This is a genomic window from Mesorhizobium sp. ESP-6-4 (genome assembly GCF_020164735.1).
In the GTDB taxonomy this organism is placed as follows: domain Bacteria; phylum Pseudomonadota; class Alphaproteobacteria; order Rhizobiales; family Rhizobiaceae; genus Mesorhizobium.
This window is the reverse complement of the sequence record NZ_JAIUGS010000029.1, coordinates 1-22,611: the sequence shown is the minus strand read 5'-3', so window position 1 is coordinate 22,611 and position 22,611 is coordinate 1. Positions and strand designations below refer to the sequence as shown.

At 59.5% G+C, this 22,611-nt stretch carries 27 protein-coding genes; 17 read left to right on the top strand and 10 right to left on the bottom strand.

Going from position 1 to position 22,611, the window contains the following annotated elements:
* Positions 1 to 46: 46 nt before the first annotated feature.
* Positions 47 to 1,036, bottom strand: a complete 990-nt coding sequence (locus LB523_RS28170) for a hypothetical protein (RefSeq protein WP_224609227.1) — start codon at positions 1,034 to 1,036, stop codon at positions 47 to 49.
* A 410-nt stretch (positions 1,037 to 1,446) separates the two neighbouring features.
* Between LB523_RS28170 and LB523_RS28165 the strand changes: the two genes are divergently transcribed.
* The gene (locus LB523_RS28165) at positions 1,447 to 1,998 is read left to right on the top strand and encodes a hypothetical protein (RefSeq protein ID WP_224609224.1); all 552 of its coding nucleotides are present in this window, start codon (positions 1,447 to 1,449) and stop codon (positions 1,996 to 1,998) included.
* Positions 1,999 to 2,096: 98 nt separating this feature from the next.
* Here LB523_RS28165 and LB523_RS28160 read toward each other — a convergent pair whose 3' ends face one another.
* From LB523_RS28160 to LB523_RS28150, 4 genes are all read right to left on the bottom strand, one after another.
* Positions 2,097 to 3,722, bottom strand: a complete 1,626-nt coding sequence (locus tag LB523_RS28160) for a hypothetical protein (protein WP_224609221.1) — start codon at positions 3,720 to 3,722, stop codon at positions 2,097 to 2,099.
* 502 nt (positions 3,723 to 4,224) lie between these two features.
* Complete coding sequence (locus LB523_RS28155) at positions 4,225 to 5,013, bottom strand: AbiJ-NTD4 domain-containing protein (protein WP_128271820.1); 789 nt, start codon at positions 5,011 to 5,013, stop codon at positions 4,225 to 4,227.
* 1,151 nt (positions 5,014 to 6,164) lie between these two features.
* Positions 6,165 to 6,287, bottom strand: a complete 123-nt coding sequence (locus LB523_RS29335; protein ID WP_263483446.1) for a hypothetical protein — start codon at positions 6,285 to 6,287, stop codon at positions 6,165 to 6,167.
* A 304-nt stretch (positions 6,288 to 6,591) separates the two neighbouring features.
* A complete protein-coding gene (locus LB523_RS28150; protein ID WP_224609218.1) occupies positions 6,592 to 7,059 on the bottom strand; it encodes a metallophosphoesterase family protein in 468 nt (155 codons plus the stop codon).
* A gap of 557 nt (positions 7,060 to 7,616) precedes the next feature.
* Between LB523_RS28150 and LB523_RS28145 the strand changes: the two genes are divergently transcribed.
* On the top strand, positions 7,617 to 8,072 hold the full coding sequence (locus tag LB523_RS28145) for a MucR family transcriptional regulator (protein ID WP_224516822.1): 456 nt from the start codon (positions 7,617 to 7,619) through the stop codon (positions 8,070 to 8,072).
* A gap of 29 nt (positions 8,073 to 8,101) precedes the next feature.
* Positions 8,102 to 8,695 (top strand): sulfotransferase, encoded by a 594-nt coding sequence (locus LB523_RS28140; RefSeq protein ID WP_411966506.1) that lies wholly within the window; start codon positions 8,102 to 8,104, stop codon positions 8,693 to 8,695.
* A 229-nt stretch (positions 8,696 to 8,924) separates the two neighbouring features.
* On the opposite strand, the gene LB523_RS28135 is transcribed toward LB523_RS28140, so the two are convergent.
* Complete coding sequence (locus tag LB523_RS28135) at positions 8,925 to 9,197, bottom strand: hypothetical protein (RefSeq protein WP_224609211.1); 273 nt, start codon at positions 9,195 to 9,197, stop codon at positions 8,925 to 8,927.
* Between the two features lie 145 nt (positions 9,198 to 9,342).
* On the opposite strand from LB523_RS28135, the gene LB523_RS28130 reads away from it, so the two are divergent.
* The 6 genes from LB523_RS28130 (at position 9,343) to LB523_RS28105 (ending at position 12,421) form a co-directional block, all read left to right on the top strand.
* Positions 9,343 to 9,933, top strand: a complete 591-nt coding sequence (locus tag LB523_RS28130; RefSeq protein ID WP_224609208.1) for a hypothetical protein — start codon at positions 9,343 to 9,345, stop codon at positions 9,931 to 9,933.
* Positions 9,934 to 9,946: 13 nt separating this feature from the next.
* Positions 9,947 to 10,210, top strand: a complete 264-nt coding sequence (locus LB523_RS28125) for a hypothetical protein (protein ID WP_224609205.1) — start codon at positions 9,947 to 9,949, stop codon at positions 10,208 to 10,210.
* Positions 10,211 to 10,219: 9 nt separating this feature from the next.
* A complete protein-coding gene (locus tag LB523_RS28120) occupies positions 10,220 to 10,912 on the top strand; it encodes an SOS response-associated peptidase (RefSeq protein WP_224609202.1) in 693 nt (230 codons plus the stop codon).
* Positions 10,913 to 11,095: 183 nt separating this feature from the next.
* Positions 11,096 to 11,389 carry a hypothetical protein gene (locus LB523_RS28115; RefSeq protein WP_224609200.1) on the top strand — a complete coding sequence of 98 codons (294 nt, stop codon included), beginning with the start codon at positions 11,096 to 11,098 and terminating at the stop codon, positions 11,387 to 11,389.
* The gene (locus LB523_RS28110) at positions 11,386 to 11,631 is read left to right on the top strand and encodes a hypothetical protein (RefSeq protein WP_224609197.1); all 246 of its coding nucleotides are present in this window, start codon (positions 11,386 to 11,388) and stop codon (positions 11,629 to 11,631) included. Before LB523_RS28115 ends, LB523_RS28110 begins: the two co-directional genes overlap by 4 nt.
* 604 nt (positions 11,632 to 12,235) lie before the next feature.
* Positions 12,236 to 12,421 (top strand): DUF3606 domain-containing protein, encoded by a 186-nt coding sequence (locus LB523_RS28105; RefSeq protein WP_224589517.1) that lies wholly within the window; start codon positions 12,236 to 12,238, stop codon positions 12,419 to 12,421.
* 172 nt (positions 12,422 to 12,593) lie between these two features.
* Here LB523_RS28105 and LB523_RS28100 read toward each other — a convergent pair whose 3' ends face one another.
* Together LB523_RS28100 and LB523_RS28095 are read right to left on the bottom strand one after the other, a co-directional pair.
* Positions 12,594 to 12,797 carry a KTSC domain-containing protein gene (locus tag LB523_RS28100; protein WP_224609194.1) on the bottom strand — a complete coding sequence of 68 codons (204 nt, stop codon included), beginning with the start codon at positions 12,795 to 12,797 and terminating at the stop codon, positions 12,594 to 12,596.
* Between the two features lie 543 nt (positions 12,798 to 13,340).
* Positions 13,341 to 13,955 (bottom strand): hypothetical protein, encoded by a 615-nt coding sequence (locus tag LB523_RS28095; protein WP_224609191.1) that lies wholly within the window; start codon positions 13,953 to 13,955, stop codon positions 13,341 to 13,343.
* 221 nt (positions 13,956 to 14,176) lie between these two features.
* Between LB523_RS28095 and LB523_RS28090 the strand changes: the two genes are divergently transcribed.
* Both LB523_RS28090 and LB523_RS28085 read left to right on the top strand, forming a co-directional pair.
* Positions 14,177 to 14,488 carry a hypothetical protein gene (locus LB523_RS28090; protein WP_224609188.1) on the top strand — a complete coding sequence of 104 codons (312 nt, stop codon included), beginning with the start codon at positions 14,177 to 14,179 and terminating at the stop codon, positions 14,486 to 14,488.
* Positions 14,489 to 15,246: 758 nt separating this feature from the next.
* Complete coding sequence (locus tag LB523_RS28085; protein ID WP_224609185.1) at positions 15,247 to 15,882, top strand: outer membrane protein; 636 nt, start codon at positions 15,247 to 15,249, stop codon at positions 15,880 to 15,882.
* 200 nt (positions 15,883 to 16,082) lie between these two features.
* Here the strand turns inward: LB523_RS28085 and LB523_RS28080 are convergent, their stop codons facing one another.
* Positions 16,083 to 16,181 (bottom strand): putative RiPP precursor, encoded by a 99-nt coding sequence (locus LB523_RS28080; protein WP_224609182.1) that lies wholly within the window; start codon positions 16,179 to 16,181, stop codon positions 16,083 to 16,085.
* Positions 16,182 to 16,489: 308 nt separating this feature from the next.
* Here LB523_RS28080 and LB523_RS28075 point away from each other — a divergent pair, with 308 nt between their 5' ends.
* Genes LB523_RS28075 through LB523_RS28065 form a run of 3 tightly spaced genes read left to right on the top strand, consistent with a single transcriptional unit; the run spans position 16,490 to position 18,327 of the window.
* Complete coding sequence (locus tag LB523_RS28075; RefSeq protein WP_224609179.1) at positions 16,490 to 16,957, top strand: hypothetical protein; 468 nt, start codon at positions 16,490 to 16,492, stop codon at positions 16,955 to 16,957.
* 4 nt (positions 16,958 to 16,961) lie between these two features.
* The gene (locus LB523_RS28070) at positions 16,962 to 17,792 is read left to right on the top strand and encodes an excalibur calcium-binding domain-containing protein (protein WP_224609176.1); all 831 of its coding nucleotides are present in this window, start codon (positions 16,962 to 16,964) and stop codon (positions 17,790 to 17,792) included.
* Between the two features lie 16 nt (positions 17,793 to 17,808).
* Positions 17,809 to 18,327, top strand: a complete 519-nt coding sequence (locus LB523_RS28065) for an NAD-dependent DNA ligase (protein WP_224609173.1) — start codon at positions 17,809 to 17,811, stop codon at positions 18,325 to 18,327.
* A gap of 976 nt (positions 18,328 to 19,303) precedes the next feature.
* Here the strand turns inward: LB523_RS28065 and LB523_RS28060 are convergent.
* Positions 19,304 to 19,525, bottom strand: a complete 222-nt coding sequence (locus LB523_RS28060) for a transcriptional regulator (RefSeq protein WP_224609266.1) — start codon at positions 19,523 to 19,525, stop codon at positions 19,304 to 19,306.
* 199 nt (positions 19,526 to 19,724) lie between these two features.
* On the opposite strand from LB523_RS28060, the gene LB523_RS28055 reads away from it, so the two are divergent.
* From LB523_RS28055 to LB523_RS28045, 3 genes are all read left to right on the top strand, one after another.
* Positions 19,725 to 20,468, top strand: coding sequence for a hypothetical protein (locus tag LB523_RS28055; protein ID WP_224609171.1), 744 nt, complete (start codon positions 19,725 to 19,727; stop codon positions 20,466 to 20,468).
* Positions 20,469 to 20,632: 164 nt separating this feature from the next.
* A complete protein-coding gene (locus LB523_RS28050) occupies positions 20,633 to 20,908 on the top strand; it encodes a hypothetical protein (RefSeq protein WP_224609168.1) in 276 nt (91 codons plus the stop codon).
* A partial coding sequence (locus LB523_RS28045) for a recombinase family protein (RefSeq protein ID WP_224609165.1) occupies positions 20,905 to 22,611 on the top strand: 1,707 nt, incomplete at its 3' end. The genes LB523_RS28050 and LB523_RS28045, both read left to right, overlap by 4 nt.

Here is a 22,611-nt window from a genome sequence, read left to right as displayed (position 1 = left end):
ACCATCAGCGCAATCGCCGACACAATCGGAGAGAGGATAGACAGGGTCATGCCCGGTTTTCCTCTCGTTTCGCAGCCGGCGGGAGTTCCAGCCAGGGCGGCTTTTTCAAAAGAAACCGCGCGCCGCCAACGTAGAGCTCGCGTGCAAATGAGTGTGATGCCTCGCTGACGAATGCAAGAGCCGCGTTGTAGGCGTTCATCACTTCGAAGATTGCCGGTGTGCCGCCGAGCCCATATCGGTCGGACATGATTTGCGGCTCCCTTGGCATCTTCTTGAGCAAATCGCGCTTCGCGCCAATGCCCTGATCCCTTACATCGTCATAGAGTACGAACAGATCATGCGTTTGCCGGAAGGTGCCGGTCTTGTGCTGCGCAAAGGCTTTCAGGGTCTTTTCGACGGCCATTTGCAGCGACCACAAGGCAGCCCCCCGGCCAGCAACATCCTTCCGCAGGATATTGTCGGCGGCACTCTCGAATTCAGAGAGAACCCCTTCCAGAAGGCCGTTTACCGTCTCGTCGCGGGGTTTGATCCCCATCATGTTGATGCGGATCAACCGCAAACCCGTGCCGACATTCGCCAGCTTTGCATTAAGTTTTGTGCGCTCTTTCCGATCGAGCCTGTCTATTGGCGGGGAGCCGACCAGCCAATTCTCGGGATCTTCGCCGTCCTCAATCGTCACCGGAAAGTGCAGCCAGAACGTCACGCCAGGCGTCTCAACAGTGCGGCGGTTAAGGGGCACCGCAACCTCCACCGGCACGCCGCGCACAAGGATGACGCCCGTAGCCGTCGAGCTCGAGTTCCGATCAAGCGCCGGTCCGTAGTGTTCCCGATACCATTCGCTGACATGATGGTGGATGACGGCAAACCACGGCTTCACATAAAAATCGGTTTTGTCGTCGCCCTCTATTTCGATGATCCAGTCCTGGACAAAAAGGACCGCAGCCTGAGTAGCCCGCTGTGATACCGGAACTTCGGCAACAGAAAGGTATTCGTCTATATAGACCAGGCGTTCGGTAATGGCTTCTTTCAAATCCATGTGCGTCTGCTCAACGACAAATACTGCGAGTCGCGAGATCCGATTTTACATGGTTCGCCATCTCAGTCGAAGCATGGATTTGAGGGGCGTGGTTTGGATTCCGGCAGGTCGCCAAGGATGACACTGTCCCGGCTTTGCCGGCCGGGCTCTATGGCTACCGCCACCGAACCCGCAGGCGATTTCGGCCCATTCGGGTGACGATCCCTGACAGCGAATTCGGAGACGGCACAGGCCGTAGGCTTGTTTTCTGCGCGCGTTGCCCGCGCGCTTCTTGTCCAGCGTACCGACGCCAGGGCCGTTCGCAAGAGCCTCAGTTCCTCCGGCCCCCTCAATCCGGGCTGACGTTGTCGGAACCAAAGCCGCTGCCTTGGCGGCGAATCTGATAAAAGGAGCAATCAGAGGGCTATACGATGAAGATCGATACAACTGACACGTTGCGGGTCGTTCAGAACAAGAACGCTGAGAGCGAAGCCTACAGCCGGCAGCTTCACATATGGCTCGGAGCCGGTTCAGCAGGTGGCGCAATATCCATGGCTTCGCTAGCCGCCAGCTTACGTGATCCGGCCTATGTGTTCCACTTTCTCACCCCATCCTTTTGGTCATTTCTGGTCGGCGTCGTCGCGGCGGGTTCCAGCCTGTTTTTCCTTGCTCTTCGCGCGGATGAACAGGGCGAGCATTTCGCGACATCGCACAACCGGGATCAGATCAATGAAGCGATCAGAGCGATGCCCGAAGTGATCGCTTCTCCTAAGCGGCTCGCCGATGAAGCAAATCAAGCGCGAAATGAGCTGATTAGACAGTCGCACGAAAAGCATGCAAGAGCGGAACGCGCTTGGGCACGGAGCCTGCGGTACAAGGTCGCTTGGGCGGCAAGCCTTACAATATCCGCCCTTGCTTTCGTTCTGGGCTTCGCTTGGCCACTGGCACAACTCAGCTTTTTCGGAGCAAAGCTTTTACCTTAGGGCCTACAGGATCGCCTTGATTCGACGCCAGAACGTAGAACACGTTGTTCGGCCGTGGCCGGGCAAGCAGCTCTGAGTCGGATGTATCTTACAGAAACTTAGAATGGCCGGTGTCGCTGAGAGCCGAACGCTTGGATCCATATATGTAGCTTACGGAGGACTGATCGATAGCTTGCCTCGTCCCGGCAAAAAATCACGGCTGTCGCGCGGTTGTAGTCCTCATCTCTGTCGTTCAGGAACGCTTCGGCCTCATCCTTGCTCAGTCGCTGTTCAACCGCTTTGCGCAGTTTCTGGCGCCAAAAGTTTGCCTCGGCTAGGCTGTCACGGTCAGCCTGTCGGCGGCGTTCGATCGCGGAAAGGATCTCCCGCGCCTTCCCGGCAGCGTGATAGCCATGATAAGCGGCCTCCAAAGGCGAGCGTCCGTCGAGATCAGGATGCGCCTCGTTCAGCCATGCGTCCGGGTCGTCGAGCACCGTTTCGGCGTACTCAGCGAGTTCGTTCTGCCGATTGATCTTGATCGTCTCAGCTTGCACGGCAGCACTGGCCTTCTTCTCCGCCTCCTTTGTGGCAATCACAGCCAGGCGGCGATCGCATTCGTTTGCAATCGGAAGGCCCAAAAGTTCACGCACGTCAGTCCTAGTGCCTTTGAAAAGGCCAACAATAGCCCGCAACTCAGCTTCGACCGGGTGCATTGTTCGCGTGCTTTCCAGCACGGCGGCGTAGGGTTCACCGGTTTCCGGATTGGTCATATTCAGCCAATCCTCGACCGTCATGCCGTGACGTTCTTCGTCAGGCAGTTGGTCAAGAAGCCATCCTATCGTTTCTTCTATTCCCTTTCGGGCGGCCGACCTGCCCATCTCTTCAATGACCCAATCGAACCAGGACGAGGCTACAGCCGGCGAAATTGCGAAACCGTGCGTCCAATCCAGTGCGACGCCGACTCCCGTAAGATATTTCAGATAGAACTCCACAGCTCTCCATGGGGCGGCGAAGCGGTTGTCTAGCGCCTCGACGGCCGCCTCAAGGTCGTTGCTGATCCATCTGAATTCCGCGCGGACAAGGCCCTTGTCCATAAGGTGCTTTGTCACCGAAACTGCCGTTGGCAGCTTCTTTCCAAGCCCCTTGCCGTACAGGACGTCTGCCAGAACAATAGCCTGCCAGTTGGTGGGATGCGTGGTGAAGCACGCATGCCCGGCAACCTCTATCCCGATGTGTTTGTCTAGGCCGATGCCTCGCAAGACATCGATGGTCGATATGGGCAGAGCCTTCGGGCTCGAGCGCAGAGCAATGTCGTAGGCGCGGGCTTTCTGTCGAGCATCGGCTGTCAGTTTGTTCTCAGCAGCGAGTCGTGCGGCGTTGGCCTCTTTCTGCAGCTCTATGACAGCATTGTCGATCGCCTCGTTGAACAGCCATTTGCGGGGGGCAGAGCGGATTACAGCATCGGCAACCACCTCCGGCGCGGCATCCCTGGCTATGTGCGAAAGGTCGATTTCTATCGCCGCAATGCCGTGTTGGCGGATGCGTCGAATCTTTTCTTCGTCGCAAGGATGGGTCACCGCAATTTCTACAAACAGCTTTCGTCCATCGAGGGTGACATAGAGATCAGGGACTATCTGTTGCGGATCATGGAATTCGAGAGTTGCCGACTCGAGTTCAATCTTTTCTCGACCTGGCAGGATCCGTTCGACATTCCCATGGCTCGCGATCCGCTTCGGGACGAACAAGACAAGGCGTTCTTGGACAATCTGCTTGGCTAGTTTGTGGAGGGCAGTTTCGGGACCTCCGCCACAGGCGTCGCGATGATGGTGCGCGAAATGTGGCGTCTCTGCCAACGTCTTGGCTACCAGGCGACTCCCGCACATCCCGGGGCAGACGCAATCGCATCCGAGCCCGCGGACGGCCATTGAGATGTGCACCAGACTGCCATCAGACTGCTGCCCATACACAAGCTCGGCGCGATCCGAGCCGAACTTTGTGCGCAGAGGTCCATGGCCTTCACGAACTGACATCAGGCAACCGAAGCCACGTCGAATTGTTAGTCGGTCACATCAAACCACGACAAAGGTTGGCTCGTGATCGTCTCGATCTGGTCGGAAGGCCGTGCCCGCGCTCTTCCGCCGAAATGCATTTGCCCCATTTCCGGCTGGCGTCCTGTCTCGTCGATATTCCAGCAGCAAAGATTCACATCGATAGCCGTTCATATCACTAGGCAGTGCACCTCAGCTGCTACTCGGGCCTACGACTGATCAGGAAAATGCAAACGGCACAGGCGATGCTCACAACCAACTCGGCCTGGTCGTCGTCCGGCATCTCTCCTTCCCGGAGATGACGTCCATACTGTGAAGCGAACCCCCAGAGCTTGTCCAGGGCTTGGTCAAGGGGCTTGGGCAAATCGAGTCCCTCGACGAGCTGACCGAGGTTCTTGTTCGGTTGCCCAGTGACATGGCGTGCGGTGGCTTCGAGGGCAGCAACTGCATGTTGGATCGCGCCGGTGCGATCTGGAATTGGGCGGCGCGAAAGGTCACCCAGTGCTTCGCGAATTTCGTTGGCGGCTGTCGTCCTGTCACTTTGCTCAAGTACTTGCAGTGCCTTCGCCGTGACGGCCGAGAAGCCTTCGCTGCCTCGGAACGTAAGGCCTTTGTACTCCTCTAGCTGCCAGCCGATGCCCTTTTCGCGGAAGAATCGGTTGAGTTCCTCCCGATATCGATCCTGATTTTCTGGGTCGTCACTAAGCCCGCGCCAAAGGGCCTCAGCGATGTCATATACCTTGAACCATTGGCAATCGGCGATCAGTCCAACTACTTCATGACGGACATTCGCGTCGGACCAATTGTTGTCGTCTGGAATTTCAAAAAGCACCGCACAAACCTGCTCACGTATCCACTTCCAGCTTCCCCCTGCGTTGTGCGCGATCTGAATGATTGCGAAGCGGAGGTTCTCTGGAGCATCCTCGCGGAGAGTAATTTCAGCATCCGGGCCGCTGTAGCCAAAGCGTTCAGAAAATGGTCGGTTCATTCGTTGAATCCGTCGTTAGGTGGGCGGCGATACAACCTTGGTGTCTCGCGGTCGCCATCCGAAGCGACGATCATAGTCCCGATATTGGCCAATGGCATGCTCCAAGTTTGACGATCTGGCTGCGGTCAAGACGAGCCTTCATCGGCTAGACTCGTCACGCATTCCAAAGGTTTTGTAGCGCCGCTGAGCTGTCCGAATGCAGTTCAAACTCATGGTGTTCGCATTTTTCTCGGACGCCAACTGATGCAGGAAATCCGCTCCGGCGGATGAGGATCGATGCAGGCCGGGAACGATGGAACGCACGTCATCTTGCATGCGGCCGCGCCGATCGCGAGACGGCCGGGTTGCGCCGGATTGCCTGTGGCGACGCTCGGTCAGCTCGATGGAAAGTGCGTCACGACGTTCCAGTGCTGCAAACAAGCAGCGCAACTAACCCGTCGCCGAGCGCGGAAGACTGTACGGCGCATTGGGACTCGACGCCAGAATACCGAATCGTGACGTCGAGCATAGAATAGTGTATTATCGTAGCCTGGAGGAGTAACGACGATAGCAAATAAGTCTAGCAGAATACGACCGTTGAAGATGGCAAGATAAAAGGACGCACATTGTGCCGCATTCGGTTGGTTGTATTTGCAATGAGTTACGATGCGGTTTTTGCAATGTGCGGGGGTTTACCGCACATTGCGAGAAGCGCGATTTCGCGGTGATTCCCGCGTCTTAATGCAGTGTGGCCGAGGACCGGCAGGACGAGACCACCGCGGCACTGATCCGGGTGATAGCCGTGGCGGGCTGCCGGCGCAGCGAAGTCATCAGTCTGCGTTGCGGCGAAGTGCCGACTGTCAGCCGTCACACGTCAGATCGGGTACGGCGCGATGGTGGTGTCGCATGGCCAGGATGACGGGTGTTCCCACGAGTTCAAGCAGTGTCTGGCTGGCAAGCCAGGACCCGACTTCAGAATAGGCGCGCTGCCAGCGCCATCGCATACGACAGCCGTCAGAACCTGACCTTCGGGGCCGTCGAAAAGGCTATGGACGGCACCTCCGCCCAGCCCGCCGGAGACTGGTGCGCGACCGTCTGGCCGACTTGCGACTGGGAAACGCTTGATAGGAAGGCCGAGAGGAAAACAACTCACGGAAGTTAGCCCATCTAGCTCAAGGCCGCCGGGTCGATAGCTTGGCGAGGATATCCATGTTGGCGCCTTCAACGCCGACCGCGAAGAACGGAAAGGCCTTTGCCGCCTCACCCGCCTTGATCGCCTGTTCGGCCGCCGCCACGCTTTCAGTCGGCGCTCCGTCCGTGATTAGGAACACCCAAGGGGGTAATAGGAGATGCCGTTGGCCTTGTTTTGCGGCGCCGGAGCATTTCCAAGCCATGATCGATCGCCGCGCCTTGGCCGCCCCTTCTTAGGCCTTGACGCACACGACCCGGTCCCATTTCCCCCATTAGGATTGCAGCCGGTTGCCTGCCCGCCGTAGAACCCTTGCGACGGGTTCTTTCGCTGTTTGCCGGCCGCTTAGAAAGTTCTGATGGCCGCCCACTCGGCCATGATCACGGGCGCCTCTATCTGCGTGCGACGTATCAACCGTCGCCCAACTCGTGAATGACCGGTTGCATGTGGCTGGCCGTGACATCGACTGTCGCCAACGTGATCGGCAGCTTGAAGCGCCGCCGGCCGGCGCTGCCAGGATTTAAGTAGAGCACCCCATCAACGGTCTCGATCATCGGCACGTGAGAGTGGCCCGAGATTACCATGTCGATGCCAAGCGCCGCGGGCGAGATCTGCAGCGTCTTTAGGTCGTGAAGCACATAGATGGTTCGCCCCGCAAGCCGCACGTGCTCAGTGTCAGCGTATTGCGCGGCCCAGCTTCCGGTGTCCACGTTTCCTCTGATGGCGGTAACCGGCGCAATCCTGCGAAGCGCGGCGATGATCTCCGGCCCGCCTATATCTCCGCCGTGAATGATGTGATCGACACCGGCCAGGCGACGCTCTGCCTCAGGCCTCAACAAGCCGTGCGTGTCCGAAATGATGCCGATCCTGAATATCATCATTTGAGCCATGGGACCCAAGGTGTTTGTGATCAGAAACAATCGATGTAAAGGCGCGTCCCCATAAATCTGGTACGCGCGCGCGGAGATCTCCGGGTCCGATGGCTCGCCGCTCAATTAGCCAAAATGTTGGCTGACCCGCCGGATTTCACGCGATTGGCGAGCGGGCCCACTCGATCCGCTCGGGCGCCGGACGTTCCCTTTCTTCGCCCCAGAGTTAGCACGACTGACCACTCTCAGGCAGCTGGATTATCGTTATGACTTCAACGCTCGAGCTTCAGGTTCGCGCCCAAAAGTTCACCGACCAGGTGCTTCAGACGCTACTCGCGACTCCGCGCTCGCTCCCGGACCACTACCTCGGGATGCAGCTACAGGGGTGCGCTATCGCGGCGCGAGCCTCCGTCGCGACGTGACCGCGTCCTACCGCCCTACTGCATGTTAATGCCGGCCACGACCAAGGTCGTAGCAATGGCTTCGTTAGGTATCCTCGGGCTGTTGCGCTTGGCCAGAAACCGGCTAAGAGAGTTAGGCATTTGTTGCGAGGATCGGAGATATGCATGCCGGAAGAGATTGAGAACAGCCGAAGCCAGTTGATCGAACTCACTGCCGATATAGTGTCCGCGTACGTCAGCAACAATGCGGTGCCGGTTGCGTCTCTCTCGGATCTGATCGCGAACGTGAACTTCTCGCTTTCGAAGATCGGAGGATCGGCCGAACCAGAAACGCCGGCCCAGGCACCCGCGGTCAATCCGAAGCGATCGGTTTTCCCTGACTACATCATCTGCCTCGAGGACGGGAATAAGTTCAAATCTCTGAAGCGTCATCTCAGCGTGCACTACGGCCTGACGCCTGACGAGTACCGGGCCAAGTGGGGCTTGGCGCGCGACTATCCAATGACGGCGCCAAATTATGCCGCCCAACGGTCAGAATTGGCCAAGGCGAGCGGACTCGGTCGAAAAACGGGAGCAACGCGCGTTGCTAAACAGACCAGAAGGCGAATGCAAAAAGCCTAAAAGCCAAGGTCCGCTCACTGTAAATTGCAATGCACTCATCAAGTCTATTTTCGGAAGCGACGCCTCCTATCGTGATCGTCAACACTGCTCACTCGGGCAGTCGACTTCTCACTAGCATTTTGGTGGACGCTGGCGTCTACATGGGCAGTAACGTCAGTGGCTCACTAGACTGCCTGGAGATGGTGCCATTGGTTCAGCACGCCATTCTGTCTTCGAGAAGCGGCGTGCCTACAGGGAACGAACTTCGCGACCCGGAAAGCCGGCGCCTGGCGAAATGTCATATCGGCAAACACCTGCAGAACATTGGCCAAGCGGAGCGGTGGGAATGGAAGCTGTGCGAGACGCTTCTCATTGTTCCTTTGATAAAGGCCTATTTTCCGCAAGCGAAATTCGTTCACCTGATCAGGGATGGTCGTGATGTGGCGTTGAGCCCTTTCGTGGCGCCTAAGGCGCCATTGTGGCGAAAAGTCTATTTCGGCAGTTCCGAACTTTCGTCGTGGCACGGATTTCCGATGACGCAACGAGCATACCGAGCCCATGGCATGCTCTTCAATGCGCACAGGTGGAGGTATCACGTCGACCTCGCCAGAGGGTTTTCTCGATGGCTTGGCGTTCCCGCTTGAACTTGCCAGAGGCTCCGCCCAAGAAGCCGCGGCTCTCAGCGAAGTCGATTGGAAAATGGCGTCGATTATCGCCGACTGATCTCGACTCTTTGGCCGCCATAATGGAGCCTACACTGGCCGATCTCGGATACACACAACGCGGTGCGATCCCTCCGGCGCGACGTGCGACGTTGTTCGAGAAGCTTGCGTATGGTCGGTATTTTTGAAGATGGTTTCGTGGGGCCGTCCGCTACTCATCCCGCCAAATCACCCGCCTCTCCCATCGGATTTCTACCAGGCGCCGAAAGCGGATCGTATGGGCCTGCTCGCCGGTCGCGTGGAATAGCTGCGCGCTCATCCACTCCCGGCTGCCGCACTTCTGACAGCGCGCCTTGTCCCTCACCTCATCGATCGTGACGTTGCCGATCACCTCCCGTAGCTCGAGCGGCTTATAGTAGCGCGTGATGTTGCAGCGGGCGCAGCGGATGCCCGCCACCTGCCCCGCGTCGTGAGCATGGGTCAATGTCCAGGCGGCGCCTCTCGGCCATTTTTGCGGTTGTTCCGGCATACTCTGAAATGAGGAACATATTCCTGCTTGGTCAAGAGCCTCTTGACTCCAGTGTTCTCATTTTGTTCACTGATGCCCTGACAGCCACAGGAGGCCGGTCATGGACATTATGATGGACGCCAGGGGAGCCACCCCTGAAGAAAAACAGCGCGGTCTCGCCGCAGCTCGGGCCGTAATCGAGCAATCTGGTTTGACGGCCGAGGAAGCGGCGGAAGGGTCATTCGCAGTCGAAGGCTGGGATGAAATGGGTTTCCCGCCTGACCAAGAACCATCGGAAGGCGAGTATGCCGCCGCTGAGATTTGGTGGGCGGCCAGCAATGCCGCAATCAAGGCGTGTTGCGAAGGGTGGCCGGACGAGAAGCGCATGCAGGTCAGCGGCCTGCAGTTGCTGCATAATCCGGATGTGCAACTCGCCGACCGCACCACTGCACTCCGCCGGATGCGGGCCCTCATCCAGGCCGAGGACGGCAAGCACGAATATCATGACGATAGGGTCTTCTTGCTTGCTCTGGCCGCCACTGCTGAGGTTCCGGATAATTCGGAAGCGCAGCAACTCGTCAGCGCCGTAACGGTTGCCTATACGTCTCTGTCGCTCGCAGGGTTCCACCCAAATGAGCCTATCGAGCCAAAGCGCCAGGCAGTGCTCGACGCGATCGACGCTCTTGAGGCGGGGGCAGCACCGCTCAGTTGATAGAGGCCGTTGAATGTCAACGCACGTCCTTCCAGAGCAGAAAAAGCCGAAGCTGATTGTTGTGGTCGCCCTTGACCGCGGCGACGACGGCGAGCTGTTTCCTATATTCGGTCCAGCCGATCAGCAAAGTGAAGAGCGGGCGATCCGAACCGCCAAATCACTGGCCGGCAAACATGTGAGCGTCATCGCATGGAGCCGGGATGCCGATCCGGCGCTCGGCGACTACGGGCCGCCGAATACGCTGTTTGTGAGCGGCGACGTGCCTGACATGGAGTGATCGGCGCCAATGTGCGGACGCTACACCAGATATCTGCCATGGTCCGAAATCCACCGCCTCTATAGGTTGACGGCGCCGGCGGACATCGGCCGCAACGACGCGCCGCGCTACAACATCGCGCCGACCGACGAGGTGCCTTTCATCACCGCCGCCGAGGATGGCAATCACAAGGTTCGCTCGGGCCGCTGGTGGCTGGTGCCATTCTGGGCGAAGGAAATGCCCAAGGCGCCGATGTTCAATGCCCGTATCGAGACGGTCGACACCACCCCCGCCTTTCGGGATGCGTTCAAATCAAAGCGCTGCCTTATCCCTGCCGATGGCTTCTACGAATGGACGATCAGCCCGGCCGATCGCGGCAAGGACCCTTGGCACATCTTCATGCCCGGCCATGCGCCGTTCTCCTTCGCGGGGCTTTGGGCCTACAACAAGGCGCTAGATCTCACGAGCTGCACGATCATCACCGGGCCGGCCGGCGACCCGATGCGCCAGCTTCATGACAGACAGCCGCTGATCCTCGATCCAGCCTACTACGATGCCTGGCTGAATGCGGAGACGCCGGCGAGCGACCTTAAGGCGCTGCTCTCCCACGACATTGACGGGCAGCTTCAATTCAACCGCGTCGGACGCGAGGTGAACGCCGCGGCGATCAACAAACAGCCCAACGACCATTCCGGCCTTGTGGGACCCATCAATCCGCTATGAGCGACGAAATCAGAATCCCGAAGCCCGAATACGCCACGCCGGCTGGCGTCAGCACCACGTTTGCGAGCACGACGGCTGCAGCAAGGACGCCGGTTGGGGCTTTGTCAAGCCGAAGTATGCGCCGCACTGGTTCCGCTATGAACACAGGGCCGAAGGCGAGCACTTCCTGTAGGAGCATGACCGATGTCCCGCCATCAATTCGTGCATGAACTGGAAAGCACCGCCGACCACATTTCGGACGCTTCTCGGGCGGACCTACAGGTGCTGTTGCGTCGGGCCGCGCTGCTGATCAGAAACGCCGGTGGGGTCTGCCTTGATCCCCGCACCGACGACGCGCTGACCAGCCTGGCGGCCGAGATGGGCACTGCCAAGCCGGATGTGGTAGAAACGATTGTCGGCGAATGGCTCGTCGCCAACGCTTATCTGCCGGTGCCGCGACAGTTGGACGAAGAGAGCACGGTGGACGGCAACGGATGATCAGCAGACCGAGACGCGAAGGCGACTACCCCGACCGAGAGGTCGGCTGTCAAGAAGCTATGGAGCCCGGTTTTCAGGCGATCGTGGACTGCATGCTTGAAGCAGGATGGGCGCGCGGCGAAGTGCTGCGCTCGCTGCGTCGGCTGATTGCGGCCGACAATTTGACCCAGAAGGAAAACGCCAAGGTCGAGGCAGAGCTTGCCATTGCTCGGGCGATGATCCGGGCCGGCAGGCAACTTTGATGGAAATGGCAGTTCCGATCTACATAGGCGCGATCGGCTAGCCCCCGGCCATTTCCCCCTCAGTGCTTTTTCGGCTGCGGCGTGATTTCATCGATTGGCACCTTGCCACCAAGCTCCTTTGCAGGCGGCGGCGCGTTCGGGTTTGAGCAAGCAGGGTTTGACGATTCACACGGGGAAGGCCTATCGCCCACGCCGCCGTAACGTTCCACGAGTTTTGCGAATCCGTAGGCGAAGGCGAAGAGAAGCGCCAGGACAACCGCTATTCGGACTGCCATACAGAATTCTAGCAGCATCTCGCGCCGGATTTGACCAGCTACAGGTAGAATGGAGCTTCTGCGATTGTCCGCTGATGCGATCGGCGATCAATTCTCTTCGCGAAAATCCGAAGCGAGGCATCCAGTCGCCGCCCTTTGGGCGGCTGATCGACTAACTCCGGTTCCATCGGACGAATGAAAGACAGCCGGACCGAGAACCAAACCACTCGAATTTGATTCAAATATCGCACGGTCATTTCAGTTCCGTTAGCAGAAGCTAATGGGAACGTTCGCTGCTTGGAACATTCGTTGCCCGCTGCTGTTCTCCCTCACGACGAGGAGGAACAGCCATGGCGGACGACAAGAGCAAGCGCGGTGCGCGTGACCGCGACCGGGTGTCGGCGGATGAGGATTATGAGGTTCGCCACTTCGCCAACAAGGTGGGCCTGACGGTTCAACAGGTTCGAGATCTGATCAAGCAACATGGCAACGATCGGAGGACGCTGGAACGCGAGGCGGAGAAGCTTCGAGGATGAAGATTTCAGAGCTTGGCCGCCCTATTGTCGGACGGCGCCATGACGGCGAGCCGGCCCGGGAGTCCGATCACTTCCTCGTATGCCCCACCTGCGGCCAAGCCATTGACTTGCGTGATTTGCGGCAGGTGATTTGGCACCAGAGGCCAGCCCACGAGCCCCTTGAACTAGACAGCTAGTCCGGAATGCGTCGATAGCGGAAGTGATTGCGAATGTGGTCGTTGAAAAAGCGGCCTTTGACAAACGCCGACCGGAACGCGGTGTAAGTCTCCGGAGGAACCCCCTCAAAATCGTAACGCTGGCCGCTGGCCACAAACCAGACGGACAAGATCCTGCTTGCCGGATCGTATTCGGTTTTCCTGATCGAGGTGGATGGCATGGCGCACCCGCTGGTTTGCAAATCGCAAACGATCGGAACGCAGCTTTTGTTTCAGCACGATGGTAACCGCCCATCTGGCGCCGCTATTGCTGATAAGGCGCGTAGGATGAATTAACGCCGAGTTATACGATGCCCGGCCTGCGGGACGTCAGGGGACTTGGCAAACAGGCCGGGCCCTTACCCCGTGTGCGGCGCGGGGCAGAAAAGCATCATGCTCCTTCTGCTTTGACGACGCATTAACAAATTTAGCTGTTGCTAAGGAAGAGCCCGTCCCAGCTAATGAGGCAAGCAACGGGTCTCCTGCGGCTTCCAAGACGGCTACACCCCTGAGGAGGGATCGGCCGTCTCGACCTAGTTGATACGAGAGCGGCGGTTCGCCTCTGCTCTGATTGTTCGCCGAAGGAAGCGCTTGGCGCATTCCTCCCAGTCGACAGGTGTCGTCCCCTGCTCGCGAATAGACTGTTTGAAGGCCTCTCGCAGCGCGTCGGCTCGAACACCGAAAATCGTTGGCCTTCTTCACCATGGCCCCGCCGCCCCTGGAGATCATCGGCGGCCTCGCAAATGCGCATCAAAGATTGCGAGCTTGAGCCCGTATGTCAGGCGCGTTTGCGCGCCGCAGGCATCGCAGACGAAGACCTTGGAGCTCTTGATCCAGGATCCTTTTCGGGCCACCGCGGTTTCACACCCAGGGCAACGGAAGGTTAGATCGCTATCGAAAAGCTCACGTGCAAGCGTCATCAGTTCTTCTCCGCCTTCTGCCGGCGAAGCAACATTGATGCCTAGATGATGTGCCAGTCTGATACGGGCCGGCTGCGCTAGGGTCAGGGTGTTCAGCCCTTGCGCTGCTCCGGTGTCAATGCGTGGTTCGTAAACTGGAGGTTCCGGTCCTCCCGGCCGGCGGCACGGCCTCGTGGAGTAGATCACCTTGATCAAGCCCCAGTGCATGCAGGAGTGATCCGGCCCAAGCCGTTTGACCAGCTCAGCGACGTCCAGCAGCGCATTCCGCCTGCACGTGAGGCAATAGACCGACAGGCCGGTGCCGGCCGCCAGCTTCTTGCCAAGCGTGTCTTCAACGAAGGGGAATTCGTTGCCCCATAGCGGCCTCCAAGAGGTCGCCCCATGCGAGTCCGAAATAAGAACCTCGGTCGCGCTTGCCAAGGCCTTCCGCGATCACACCATGTCTGAACCAAGATGTTTTAGCTAAGCTGCATATGCGGCGGACCACGGTTCACCAGGCCGGCGCGCGCTCAGGCAATCTCCCCAAAGAGGCGCCGGCCACCCTTAGCCCGTTGCTAGGTGTGGGGGCACACCGGGCGGCGGGCTATCGGCGAACATTAGCAGTCGCTTGACGAACCCGCAGGCCGCGCCAGAGTCATGGTATGGCTAAGGAGAACACCAAGGTAGGCGACACGGTTGCGATCACAGCAACGATCCGCAAGCGCGTCACAGAGGACCGGATTAGCGTGCTGATCCCTTCCTATCACCAGCCGCATTCGATCGTAAACACATCGCCGAACATCAGCAGCGGGCAGAAGATCGAGCTTACCGGCGAAGTCCTACGCGTCGATGAGGACACTGTGACGGTTGGCGGCAAGGATCTGGGGATCACCGTGAAGCGTAGCGCCGTAAGGCTCGTCACGAGCCACTTGGCACCGAAGCGCAAGACATCGGAACAAAAAGCCCGCCGCTAATTGACCAAAGCGGCGGGCTGTAGCTAGGGGACTATAACGGCGAGCGAATCGGAGGGACAAATTGGCCGCTCACCCGTAGAAACTTGCCGGGTTCGAAACGGTTCCAGGCTGCAATGGAACATTTTAGCTAAACTGAATGTTTGTTCGTTCTCTTGGAAGCCGTGGAGCGGTCAACAGCCCCAAAAGAGAGCCCGCAGCCGAGGGACGGACTGCGGGCTTTCTTGCGCCGCAGGCTGCCAGGTCTGATGCGACGCGACGGACGCTCGGGAGTGCGCCACGCTTTCCGAACTTGCGTTTGCTTGAATGGTTGCACGAGGCGGTCAAGGCCTTCGGTTCAAGACGCGCGCTTCTCGCAAGAGCGATGCCCAAGCGGTGCTGCGAAGATGGTCCCCCGGTCTGAGCGGGTGCAAGGATTCGGAGCGCGGCAGGGTTGCGAGACTTGGCTACTCGTTGTCCCTGCCCATTCCCCTCCGCCGCTCGATCAGCCGGTTTGCGGCGCCCCCGATGGGTGGCGACTTTATGTGCATTCCTTGCACGGAAGTCGCGTCTTACGTTCCGGCGCAGGGTGAAGGCCTTTGCGATTTTGTGCTGCGCTTTCGAAATCGTGCGGAAAGTGTGGCTTCCACGCATCTCCCGAACAATATCCACGCCTTCGAACTTGGCGGCGTTGACAATCGATGCGCTTCGGCGACATCGCTATCTCACTCGGGTGGTGACCTTGGGCCATTCATCCGACCAGGCAACAAAGGGGTATTCCCGTGAAACAGGTTCTTCTCGCTACCGCTCTCGTCCTAGCTACCAGCACCGCCTATGCGGCTGACGTATTGCAGGAGGCGCCGGTTGCTGCTTCCTATGACTGGACCGGCGCATATATTGGCGTGAACGCCGGCGGCGGTTTCGGCACGTTCAGTCTTGATCCTGCCGGCGGCGGCCCTGGTGGTTTCGATCTCAGCTCGAGTGGCTTCCTGGGCGGCATTCAGGCCGGTTACAACTGGCAGGTTGGCCAATTCGTCTACGGCGTGGAAGCCGACATCCAGGCTTCCGACGTCAAGGGCGAGCTATCGTTCGGCGGCCCCTCTCTGGAAACAAAGGTTGATTGGTTCGGCACGGTGCGTGCTCGCATTGGCTATACGCCCGTCGACCGCTTCCTGGTCTACGGCACTGGCGGCTTGGCCTACGGTCACGAAAAGGTCTCTGTCCCTGGGGCCGACTTTTCCAAGACCAAGGTCGGCTGGACCGTTGGTGCGGGCGCTGAATACGCTTTCACCGACAAATGGTCCCTCAAGTCCGAGTATCTTTACACCGACCTGGGTAAAACGACGTTCGACGACATCGGTGCTGAAGTCAAAGTGCCCTTCCACACCGTTCGCGTCGGTCTGAACTACAGGTTCTAATTTTTCGGCGGACCTAGCAGAAAGCCCCGGCAGGATTGTCCGGGGCTTTTTTGCGCGGCGATCTTAAACCGCAGCGGGAGCGGGCGCCGAGTCGGGGCGCATGCATCGCGGCAAACGAACCAGCATCCAACGTTGCTTGTTCCAACAAAAAAGCCCGCCGACCGGAGCCGACGGGCGATTCAGACTATCCGCGGCGTGGGTCAGGTCGGCGGCACGACAACGACAACAGACGGCCCCGCAACGACTGCGGAAAGCTTGCCCTTGCGAATCAGCGTAGGCTTCTCGTAGGTCTTCTTCATGGGAATTCCCCGTTGGGTCGATGATCCCTCAAAACCCGATGAAGCTGATCGTGCTCTTGCTAGATGTCAAGAGAGCAGAAGCTTCTCAAGAAACAAAGCACAGCCGAGCCAGGTGGGGCTTTTCCAACGGGAAGAGCGGCCATGAGCAGTTATCACTCCCATATCGACAACGGCAAATTCATCTCTGGCAACAAGGCACCGGCCGGCTGCCGCCCCGCGCTCTAAATGAGTTCAAGATGCGATCTCCGAAACAAAAATCATAGACACGGGATACGAAATTCCCTCAGTATCGGACGGGGGGATAATCAATGAAGGCGACAGCAATTATTTCGAGCGCGGCTTTGTTCCTGGCCGGCTGCTCGACGAGCACGAATATTTCTGACGGCCAGTTAGCTGCTTTGGACACCAACGCGCTTTGTCATGCGCTCGCAAGCAGCAGAGACGAGCAATATCGAAGTCGAGTTACGGCGCTTCTGGTTCGGCGTGGTGCAACGACCGAGAAGTGCCTCCGGCTCATACAAACGGACAATGCCGTGGCGACTGGCATTGCAGTCGGAGGACTGGCCGTGGCCGCCGGTGCTGCAGCAAAGAACGGCGGCGGAGGCTATTACGTCCCACGACCGCAAGCCTACGGCGTGGCATGGGATCAGTTTTACGGCCCGAACTATAGCCTGATATGGAGGTGCCGGGACATGGCGACCGGTCAATTCGTCTACGACTACAATTGCGCCGGCATGCCGATGGTCGACAGCACCTGGCCCGGATGGTCGGCTTAAAGCAATGGACAGGTCGCGCTACGACAATCGCTCAGAGCAGTGGCGCAAGCGCACCGGCGCAAAGCGCTCCCGAACCTTGCGTTGGGCGAGCGTCCCGCGGCGCCTCATCTTCGTCACCGTGGCCGCAGCCGGCGCCTTGGCCGTGCTCACCGCGATGCGGCATAGCGACAGCTTGCAAGAGGTCAATCTGCAGTACCTTGTTGGCGCCAAGCCGGCGTCGATCACCGGCGTTGCGTCCCTCATCGATGGCGACACGATCGAAGTTCACGGGCAGCGGATCCGCTTCAACGGCATCGATGCGCCCGAGAGCCGGCAATACTGCGACGACGCCAATGGCTTCGAATACCCGTGTGGCCGCCGCTCGGCCGAAGCGCTGGACGCGTTCCTGGCCGCCTCGAGGCCCGTCCAATGCACATTCGTCAATTGGGATCGCTATCACCGCTTCGTCGGCGACTGCCGGCGCGCCGACGGCGCCAGCGTGGCGGCTTGGATGGTCGAGCACGGCCAGGCGCTGGACTGGCCCCGCTACAGCCACGGGGTCTACGCGCAGCAACAGGCGAAAGCGGAAACGGCGAAGGTCGGTCTATGGGGAGGCAAGTTCGAAGCTCCGTGGAACTGGCGCGCGTCGCACGCGGACGGCGCCGCGCCGGCCAGCCAGCCGCTCGGCATCATCAGCCGCAAGCTGGTCGCGCAGAGCGGCTACTCGTGCGAACCGCGGCGGACGTGCAAGCAGATCGGCTCGTGCGAAGAAGCTCAATGGTATCTGCAGAACTGCTCGTGGGGTGGCAAGCTGGATCGGGACGGGGACGGCGTGGCGTGCGAAACGCTGTGCTAGAAGAGGTAGGGGCAAAATGGACGACAAGTTTTACAATCGCGTGGGCGGGGAACGCATTTCCTCGCGCCAGGTTGACGAACTGATCGGTCTCGCGCGAGGCGTGGCGGCAGATGGAAGCATCAACAAGGCGGGAGTAGAGTTTCTCCAAAAATGGCTGGCGGCCAACGTCGAGATCAGCAACCAGCCGCTCATCCGAACCTTTTACCGCCGCATCAATGAGATCCTTGCAGATGGTGTGCTCGATTCTGATGAACACACTGAGCTTCTGGACACGCTGAATAGTTTCTCAAATCGTGATTTCGAACTCGGCGAGGTGCTTAAGCCGATGACCCTGCCACTCTGCGATCCGGCACCAACTTTGACGTTCCCCGGCCGTTTCTATTGCTTCACTGGCACATTCAATTACGGGCAGCGGAAGCACTGCGAACAGGCCATTGCCGATCGTGGGGGATCCTCTGCAGGGCTAACTCAGAAAACGAATGTCCTCGTCATTGGAGCCTACCGTTTGCTCCAGCGGCTTTCCGCCGCCTCTTAGCGATCTCCGCGCGCCGCTCCGGCGTCATGTTGGCGGCGCCCTTCTTCCCGCCCTTTGAACCAAGCTTCCTTAGCGGCGGCGCTCTTGCCGTCCGGCACGTGGTCAATTTCCTCGCCCGTCGCAATGCGCATGACGTGGACGGCGTTGCACATCGGCAGGACGCTTCTGGCCTTGAGGTCCGGTCGGCATCAGTTTCCCTCTGCTTCAATCTCGCGAGCAGTTCCTTAGAACTCTCGATAGTGCGCTCCGTCTCTCTAATTAGATAGCGCAGGCCGTCTATCTCGGCTTGGGATGCGCGAACCCACGCTTTTGCAGCCGTAAAATCGGCATCCGGAATTTTGAGAGGGTCGCGCTCCACATGAATTGCGCTAAGCATATATGGAACCGGCACCGGGCGCGACAAGCGCCGGCCAAAATTTCAGACTGAGACACTACCTCACGGCAAAGGGCCTTGACTTCATCGCCGACGATGGCGGCTTAGGCGCGATATTGGGTGACGTAACCGTCCGGCTACATGGGGACGCCTTGCGCGATCTCCTGATTTCCAGGGTGCAGTCATCCGGGGAAGACGAAACTGTGAAGGCGAAGGTCGTAGCAAAGCTAAAGAGCTTCCTAGCGACGCGCTCGGGTCCCTAGCTACGAAGGCGCTCGATGCCAGTCTTGCCAGCCTGCCTGCGGTAGCCACTTGGATGCTGGCCCTGTTAGCCAAGTAGGTCCGCGATTCCACTCGTTATGTGGGATGGTTATGCGGGAAGACGGGAACGGAACGAACTGATCTGCTAACCCGTCGACTTTGCTGGCGAACCCGACAACATTCGAACTTGTGAGCTCTGCCTTCGGAAGGCGGCCCTCATGAAGTGGGTGCCCAAGCCGCGTTTCGGTGATGCTTCAGGCTGCGGGGAAGGGTGGGCTAGGCAAGACGCACACGGAGTCGCCCACAGTGCCTCTTGGTCGTATATCGTTAGGAGCACCCAAATCAAAAACGGCGAGCGAGCCTTACGCCAGGGCCACCGCCGTTTTCAGCAATAAACTCGATGCCCGCTGCCTCCAGCGCGCTGCGGATTGCCCTTCGATTAGCTAAGGTCGTCGGCGGAATGCCGTCGTCGGACTCGGCACGTCTTACAGTCGCCACGCCCACGCTCGCCGCTTCGGCGAGATCTTTCGCGCTCCAACGGACCAACGCGCGCGCGGCCCGCATTTGTGCGCCGGTGATATCTTTTAGATCATGTGATTGCAAAGTGATCTCGGATAGGTTAAAGGTATGGATAAACTTGCCGCTCCGGCCGCTTGCAAAGACGTAAGTCCTCGCAGCTATCGGCCGTGCGCGACTATGGCCGGGCGACATGCTCTTGCACGCACCCAGCCCAACCACAGCCAAGCTGTTGGGAGCTCGGATCATGGCTGATTCCGACAATACCACGACTTTGTCCTTCGTCACGCGCAAGACGGGGACGGTTCAGTCGGCGAATGCGATCGATGAATCGCCAGCAGAAAGGGAAATCCGGACTGAGTCCGACCTATCAGTCGGTGCTGGCGTGTCGGCAGCGAAGCAGCCCGCTGTTCTCGCCGCAACCTGCAACGAGCCAGAATTGCAACCGGCAGCCCTGCGCGATCCCGCACTTCTGCTGGCGAGCGATTGGCAAATGGCTCGGTACACCTCCATGCTGTTATGCCGCGTGCAGCAGCGGTTGGAGAGCCAAATCATGGTCAATCCCGGAATTCAGGTATTGGCCGCAGATTCACTGACGGGAGTTCAACGAAAAGCGGCGCGCACTCTCGGCGGTCCACGGGACTATGCAGTTGCGCGGGAGGCCGAGGTCTTTGCGATGACCGAAGCTCTGAAGCTTCAGGATTCAATCCCCGAAGTCGCGGCTACATCGCTCGTCGGCGTCATCGCCAAGTTGGAAATGATCGTGGGTGCCGATCGGGATATTGGTGACCCTACCGACTTCCCGTGGCCGCACATAGCTTCCGTGCTGCGTGACTTAAAGGCGATCGCGGGAGACTTGCCGGCTGGTCGCCGGAGCCGCGGACGGACGCGGAGCGACGTTGCCAGGCATTGGGAGTCCGCCGTCGAGCTGGTCGCAGCGCTGAAAGAGGAAGGCGAGGCCGAATACCGTGGCGATGTAACTGTCTTCTGACACGCCCCCTTACCACTTGTCGCCTGGAGCCGGACCTTTACGATTGAGACGAAACCGCACGGCGCAAGTCATTGCACGCTGTGACCCCACGACATGAATTCGTGCTTTTCTTCGCCGTCCGGAGGACTCTGATGGTGGGCGATCCACTTGGGAGAGCGACCGGCATGTCGGAGGAAACCAGCACCGGGCCGCAGGCTTTGCTTCCGGCGAACGACAACGGCGCCCTCGCCAGCCGCGAGGATCGCCCCGAAAACATTGCGGCGGCCAAGCTGGACCGGGTGGTGCTGGATGTCGCTCGGCTGATCGCCCGGCGGCTGGCGCGGGAGGCCTTCGAGGTGAAGCTGGCGGCTAACGACAATCGGCCGGACGGTCGAAAGGGAGAGGGCAGGGGGCCGGATGGCAAACCCCTTGGGAACAGGAGAGAGGATCAGCCGCCATGACCCGTGTCGCACTCTATGCCCGCTATTCTTCCGACAACCAGCGGGACGCCTCCATCGAGGATCAGTTGAGGCTGTGCCACGAGCAGGCGGCGCGCGAAGGTTGGAGCGTGGCGGGTACTTATGAGGATGCGGCGATCTCCGGCGCCACTACAGTGCTACGCCCGGGCATCCAGCAGCTAGTACGCGATGCTCAGCGCGGCCGCTTCGAAGTGGTACTGGCCGAGGCGCTCGATCGCATCAGCCGCGACCAGGCCGATGTCGCCAGTCTCTTCAAGCATCTCAAATTCGCCGGCGTCGCCATCGTCACCTTGGCCGAGGGCGAGATCAGCGAGTTGCATGTCGGCCTCAAAGGCACGATGAATGCATTGTTCCTCAAGGACCTTGCTCTCAAGACCCATCGTGGCCTGCGGGGGAGGGTGGAGAAGGGCAAAGCCGGAGGCGGGCTGTGCTACGGCTACCGGGTGGTCAAGAAACTGGATGGAGCAGGCGAACCCGTCCGTGGCGATCGCGAGATCGTGCCGGAGGAAGCGACCATCGTGCGCCGCATCTTCCGCGAATTTGCTTCCGGCAAGAGCCCGAAGGCGATCGCCACGGACCTCAACAAGGAAGGCGTTCCTGGTCCGCTCGGGCGGCACTGGGGCGATACCAGCGTGCGCGGGCATGTGATCCGGGGCACCGGTGTCATCAACAACGAACTCTATACCGGCGTGCTGGTCTGGAACCGCCTGCATTTCGTCAAGGACCCTGCCACCGGCAAGCGAGTCTCACGGGCCAATCCGCCGATTAAGTGGATTCGCACCGAGGTGCCGCATCTCAGGATCGTCGAGGATGAATTGTGGCAGGCCGTGAAGGAGAGACAGAAATCCATCGCCAGCCAGTTCGAGGCGGTGGCGATCGCCACGCGCAAAGCCCGGGCGAGAAAGCTGCACACCATGAAGCGGCCGGTCTCCCTCCTTTCCGGCTTGCTCACCTGCGGCTGTTGCGGAGGGCGCTACGGCCTGTTCACACGCGATCGCTATGCCTGTCTCAACCACCAGCGCCGCGGCATCTGCAACAATGGCCGCACTATCACGCGCGAGAAGATCGAGCAGCGCGTTCTCGCAGGCCTGAAGGAAAGGCTTGTCTCGGCAGATGCTGTGGCCGAAGCGATCAGAGCCTATGCGCAGGAGACTAACCGTCTCAACCAAGAGCGTCGCGCGCAAGGCGAACAGGACCGTAAGGCGCTCGACAGAACCGAGCGCGCCATCGCGGGCATCATGGCCGCGATCGAGGATGGCCTTTACCAACCTTCGATGAAGGCGAGAATGGAAGACCTGGAGAGACAGAAGGCGGAGATCACCGCGCGTCTGGCGTTGGCGCCCACTGACGTGCCCGACCTGCATCCCAATATCGCCACTCTCTACCGCAAGCGGGTCGAGCAACTCACACAAGCACTCGCCGATCACGAGGACGGACATCCAGCCGCCGATGCGGTGCGCTCGCTAATCGGAAAGATCGTGCTCACGCCAGGCGACAAGCGCGGCGTGGTCCATGCCGAGTTACGCGGCGAGCTGTTCGGCATCCTCGAACTCGCCAAACCCGAAGAAAATCAATCCTCCGACAATGTTATGACAAAAGAGGTTGCGGGTCCCCGCAACCAAACAACAAACGGCCCGCTCCTCGCGGGCCGTTTTTGTATTCGGCTGGGGTGGCATGGGGGCCGG

What these genes read in the sequence shown, in the direction of transcription:
- LB523_RS28170 (WP_224609227.1), bottom strand. Translation starts at nt 1,036, where the DNA reads ATGGATTTGAAAGAAGCCATTACCGAACGCCTGGTCTATATAGACGAA.
- LB523_RS28165 (WP_224609224.1), top strand. Translation starts at nt 1,447, where the DNA reads ATGAAGATCGATACAACTGACACGTTGCGGGTCGTTCAGAACAAGAAC.
- LB523_RS28155 (WP_128271820.1), bottom strand. Translation starts at nt 5,013, where the DNA reads ATGAACCGACCATTTTCTGAACGCTTTGGCTACAGCGGCCCGGATGCT.
- LB523_RS28150 (WP_224609218.1), bottom strand. Translation starts at nt 7,059, where the DNA reads ATGATATTCAGGATCGGCATCATTTCGGACACGCACGGCTTGTTGAGG.
- LB523_RS28145 (WP_224516822.1), top strand. Translation starts at nt 7,617, where the DNA reads ATGCCGGAAGAGATTGAGAACAGCCGAAGCCAGTTGATCGAACTCACT.
- LB523_RS28140 (WP_411966506.1), top strand. Translation starts at nt 8,102, where the DNA reads ATGCACTCATCAAGTCTATTTTCGGAAGCGACGCCTCCTATCGTGATC.
- LB523_RS28130 (WP_224609208.1), top strand. Translation starts at nt 9,343, where the DNA reads ATGGACATTATGATGGACGCCAGGGGAGCCACCCCTGAAGAAAAACAG.
- LB523_RS28125 (WP_224609205.1), top strand. Translation starts at nt 9,947, where the DNA reads ATGTCAACGCACGTCCTTCCAGAGCAGAAAAAGCCGAAGCTGATTGTT.
- LB523_RS28120 (WP_224609202.1), top strand. Translation starts at nt 10,220, where the DNA reads ATGTGCGGACGCTACACCAGATATCTGCCATGGTCCGAAATCCACCGC.
- LB523_RS28115 (WP_224609200.1), top strand. Translation starts at nt 11,096, where the DNA reads ATGTCCCGCCATCAATTCGTGCATGAACTGGAAAGCACCGCCGACCAC.
- LB523_RS28110 (WP_224609197.1), top strand. Translation starts at nt 11,386, where the DNA reads ATGATCAGCAGACCGAGACGCGAAGGCGACTACCCCGACCGAGAGGTC.
- LB523_RS28105 (WP_224589517.1), top strand. Translation starts at nt 12,236, where the DNA reads ATGGCGGACGACAAGAGCAAGCGCGGTGCGCGTGACCGCGACCGGGTG.
- LB523_RS28100 (WP_224609194.1), bottom strand. Translation starts at nt 12,797, where the DNA reads ATGCCATCCACCTCGATCAGGAAAACCGAATACGATCCGGCAAGCAGG.
- LB523_RS28090 (WP_224609188.1), top strand. Translation starts at nt 14,177, where the DNA reads ATGGCTAAGGAGAACACCAAGGTAGGCGACACGGTTGCGATCACAGCA.
- LB523_RS28080 (WP_224609182.1), bottom strand. Translation starts at nt 16,181, where the DNA reads ATGAAGAAGACCTACGAGAAGCCTACGCTGATTCGCAAGGGCAAGCTT.
- LB523_RS28075 (WP_224609179.1), top strand. Translation starts at nt 16,490, where the DNA reads ATGAAGGCGACAGCAATTATTTCGAGCGCGGCTTTGTTCCTGGCCGGC.
- LB523_RS28070 (WP_224609176.1), top strand. Translation starts at nt 16,962, where the DNA reads ATGGACAGGTCGCGCTACGACAATCGCTCAGAGCAGTGGCGCAAGCGC.
- LB523_RS28065 (WP_224609173.1), top strand. Translation starts at nt 17,809, where the DNA reads ATGGACGACAAGTTTTACAATCGCGTGGGCGGGGAACGCATTTCCTCG.
- LB523_RS28060 (WP_224609266.1), bottom strand. Translation starts at nt 19,525, where the DNA reads ATGCGGGCCGCGCGCGCGTTGGTCCGTTGGAGCGCGAAAGATCTCGCC.
- LB523_RS28055 (WP_224609171.1), top strand. Translation starts at nt 19,725, where the DNA reads ATGGCTGATTCCGACAATACCACGACTTTGTCCTTCGTCACGCGCAAG.
- LB523_RS28050 (WP_224609168.1), top strand. Translation starts at nt 20,633, where the DNA reads ATGTCGGAGGAAACCAGCACCGGGCCGCAGGCTTTGCTTCCGGCGAAC.